The organism is Acidovorax sp. KPB24-07 (assembly GCF_057543315.1).
The window spans coordinates 1-1,666 of sequence record NZ_BAAJYS010000575.1; the positions used below are offsets into that span (position 1 = coordinate 1).

Below are 1,666 nucleotides of genomic sequence, written 5' to 3' on the forward strand. Positions count from 1 at the left end.
CTGGCGGCCGGCTGGCCCATGCGGCGAGGGCGGGCGCCGCCAGCCACAGCGACACCATCGGCAGCAGGAGCGCCAGCGTGGCCGCCCAGTGCGACGGCGCCGCCGCGATGGAAGCTATTGCCAGGGCCAGGCCGAGCGCCATGCCCGGGGCCATCTGCCGGTAAAAGCCCCGCACGCCCGGCCGGGGGCGCTGGCCGGACTGCGCCGCGGTCGTCCATTCCAGCAGGTGGCGGCGGGTGGCGAACATTCTGGCCAGCGTGCGCACCAGGGCATCGCCCATGCGCCAGGCCTGGTCCGCCAGCAGGCTCCAGGCCAGGACGGTCTGGGCGCAGGCCATCCGCGCATCGGCGGCCAGCACCCGCCATTGGCTGCGCAGCCGCACGCCCGGACGGTGCGACCAGGCGCTGGAGAGCAACGGCAGGCAGGAAGGAATGGCCAGTACCAGCAGCACCAGCAGCATGGCGACGGCGGCGGACGCCGTGGGCATCGCCCAGGCCATGCCCAGCGCCAGCAGCGCCGATGGCGCCAGCAGCGAGCGGCGCAGGTTGTCGATCATCTTCCAGCGCCCCACGGCGGACACGGCCTGGGGCCCGCTCCAGTGGCCGGCGATCCAGGGCAGCAGCTGCCAGTCGCCCCGGGTCCAGCGGTGCTGGCGCCGCGCGGCCACGTCGTAGCGGGCCGGGGCTTCCTCGATCAGTTCGATGTCGGAGGCCAGGCCGGCGCGCGCGAAAGTGCCTTCGAAGAGATCGTGGCTCAGCAGGGTGTTGTCCGGCACCCGGCCCTGCAGCGATGCTTCGAAGGCATCCACGTCGTAGATGCCCTTGCCGGTGTACGAGCCTTCGCCAAAGAGGTCCTGGTAGACGTCCGAGATGGCCATCGCATAGGGGTCCATGCCGCCCGGGCTGGAGGAGATCCGCTGGTAGAACGAGCCCTGGCTGCCGGTGGGCAGCGACGGCGTGATGCGCGGCTGCAAGATGGCGTAGCCGCCCACGACGCGTTGCGACACCGGGTCGAACCGGGGGCGGTTGAGTGGGTGGGCCATCTTGCCCACCAGGCGCAGCGCCGCGTCGCGCGGCAGCCGCGTGTCGGCGTCCAGCGTGATCACGTAGCGCACGCCCTGCGGCACGGCCGGGGTGGGCACGAAGCTGGTGTCCGCCGCGCCGCGCAGCAGCCGGTTCAGCTCATGGAGCTTGCCCCGCTTGCGCTCCCATCCCATCCAGGTGTTCTCCGCCGCACTGAACAGGCGGCGGCGGTGCAGCAGCAGGAATCGCGGCCCCTGCGGCGCGGGGCCGTGGCGCAGGTTCAGCGCCGCGATGGCCTGCTCGGCCAGTGCGACGAGGGGGGCATCGGAGGGCAGGTCCTGCGTGGGCGCATCCACGCCATCGGCCACCAGCGCGAAGGCGATGTCGCCCTCGCCGCCCGCCAGGTAGTGCACCTCCAGCCGCTCGATCTGCTCCAGCAGGTCCGCCGCGCTGGTGAACAGCGTGGGCATGGCCACCAGGGTGCGCATCGAGGCCGGAATGCCCCCGGCCAGCTCCAGCCCGGGCAGGGGCGCCGCGCCCAGGCGCCAGGCCACCAGCCGGTGCACCAGGCTGGTGGCGACCTCGGAGGCGGGCAGCAGCAGGCCCAGCAGCCACAGTGCGGTCACCCACGCGCCCGCGCCCAC

Annotated in this window: 1 protein-coding gene; it reads right to left on the bottom strand. The window is 73.3% G+C overall.

The features are described 5' to 3' along the window. Nucleotides 1-1,648: glycosyltransferase family protein (locus tag AC27IQ_RS23995; protein ID WP_487091055.1), on the bottom strand; the 1,648-nt coding region annotated here is incomplete at its 3' end. Nucleotides 1,649-1,666: the final 18 nt, after the last annotated feature.